Origin of the sequence: Marinobacter fuscus, from assembly GCF_003007675.1 — a bacterium.
GTDB lineage: Bacteria > Pseudomonadota > Gammaproteobacteria > Pseudomonadales > Oleiphilaceae > Marinobacter > Marinobacter fuscus.
Genome location: NZ_PXNP01000091.1, coordinates 1 through 1,789, shown reverse-complemented (window position 1 = coordinate 1,789; position 1,789 = coordinate 1). Strand labels below are relative to the sequence as shown.

Sequence of the window (1,789 nt, the reverse complement as noted above, 5' to 3'; positions counted from 1 at the left end):
TGCTGGTGCTCGTAGGCATCATTCATCTCTTGCCCGTTTCTGGGGTGCTGGGCGTTGAGCGCCTCGCCGCTCTGTATGGTCTTTCTCTGGGTGAGCCCAACATCGAAATCCTTATGCGTCACCGCGCCATTCTGTTCGGGATTCTCGGTCTTTTTATGGTGTACGCAGCGTTCCAGCCGTCGCTTCAAACACTGGCGATTATTGCGGGCCTAGTCAGCGTTGTGTCTTTCATCGCTATTGCATGGTCTGTTGGTGGGTACAATGAGTCTGTCCGCAAGGTAGTCATCGCAGACATTATTGCCACCGTTGCACTCGTTGCTGCAGGAGCAATCCGTGTCATCAGTCGCAACCAAATTTAACAAGTGCAGGCACGGCGACGCCTACTACATTGCGCCTTCGGCTCCATTCCGTAGGCGCGCATGCTGCAAGCGTTATTGGCCCGGCATTCATGAGTTTTTGCTGGTGCGGTGTAAAGGCCTTGGCACCGGGATTGGTTGTAAGCCCGCTTACTCTGATGATGGCCAAGGCCGGAAAATTCGCTGTCTGGTTTGGTTGCCGCAATGATCAGCGGTGTTGGTATTCATGGCGTGCCCCAGTTCTGGGGCCGTCCGTCTTAAACGGTAATCGGGTCGGCGGCTTTTGAGTTCTGGTTCCTTTCGCTATCCGTTGAGTTGGTGCAAGCTGTCCGGGAGAGGGCATGTGGTCTTGGGCACCAGGCTCAACTACGGTGGTGAACGGCCATTAACCAGGCGGTCAACCGGACGCCAAAAGCGTACCGCTTTTGGTTCCCTTCGCTGCGCTCCGGCGCCGGTTACCTCAGCGTTAATTGCCAAGGAAAGGTATGGCTATCAGTTTTAAGGTGAATCACCCCATTACCACTGACCAGTTCATTGGTTTGCTAGAGAATTCTACCCTCGGGGAACGTCGGCCAATCCACGACCGAGAATGTATGGAGGGGGTAGTTTCAAATTCCAATCTCACCGTAAGCGCGTGGGATGATGATTTGTTGGTCGGTATCGCTCGCAGCGTCACGGACTTTCACTATGCCTGCTACCTGTCAGATTTGGCAGTTCACCAGAGCTATCAAAGATCAGGAATAGGCAAACGATTGCAGTCACTGACCCAGGAGCAACTAGGGCCGCTCTGCAAATTGATACTCATCGCAGCACCGGCAGCCAACTTGTACTATGGCCAGCTTGGTTACACGCACAATGATCGCTGCTGGGTTCTGGATGCGGGGGTGACCATTGGCAATTAACAAGGCCAGGCACGCGACGCCTACTGCATTGCGGCTTCGCCTCCATTCCGTAGCCGCGCATGCTGGCTGGCGTTAGGTTTTACAACGCCGCAGGCTCAACCTAGGGAGGGGGCCCTTTGATCAAGGAAGTTAAAACGGTAATCATCCTGCTGGTCTTAGCATGCAGTGGGTGCGCTACCACTAAGACCGTCAGTGTCACAGAAAATGGCGCGATATCGGATGGCTACTGGAACAGCAAAACAAATTGCAACTCGTTGCCTCGCGTCTACAGCGGATTGGCACATAACGCTTGCTTTGCTCTGTTTGCATCACGGTCGAACGGAACCATCTATAATTCATTCGAAATTGGCGGGTATGTGCTTGACTCGATGGCGTGTGCAGTCGCAGATACATTGGTTCTACCCTATACAATCTATAAGCAGTTTCAGTGGGGCAGCATTGATGTTATGCCGAGGCATGGGAAATAAACCTAACCAGTGCAGGCACGGCGACGCCTACTACATTGCGCCTTCGGCTCCATTCCGTAGGCGC

The 1,789-nt window shown here is 53.6% G+C and carries 2 protein-coding genes; both read left to right on the top strand.

The window, feature by feature from the left end:
• The first annotated feature begins 2 nt into the window (after positions 1-2).
• The gene (locus tag C7H09_RS12450; RefSeq protein ID WP_106763163.1) at positions 3-359 is read left to right on the top strand and encodes a phosphopantetheine adenylyltransferase; all 357 of its coding nucleotides are present in this window, start codon (positions 3-5) and stop codon (positions 357-359) included.
• Between the two features lie 482 nt (positions 360-841).
• A complete protein-coding gene (locus C7H09_RS12445) occupies positions 842-1,258 on the top strand; it encodes a GNAT family N-acetyltransferase (protein ID WP_106763161.1) in 417 nt (138 codons plus the stop codon).
• Positions 1,259-1,789 lie beyond the last annotated feature (531 nt).

Coding starts and splice junctions, on each gene's coding strand:
- C7H09_RS12445 (WP_106763161.1), top strand. CDS start 842: ATGGCTATCAGTTTTAAGGTGAATCACCCCATTACCACTGACCAGTTC.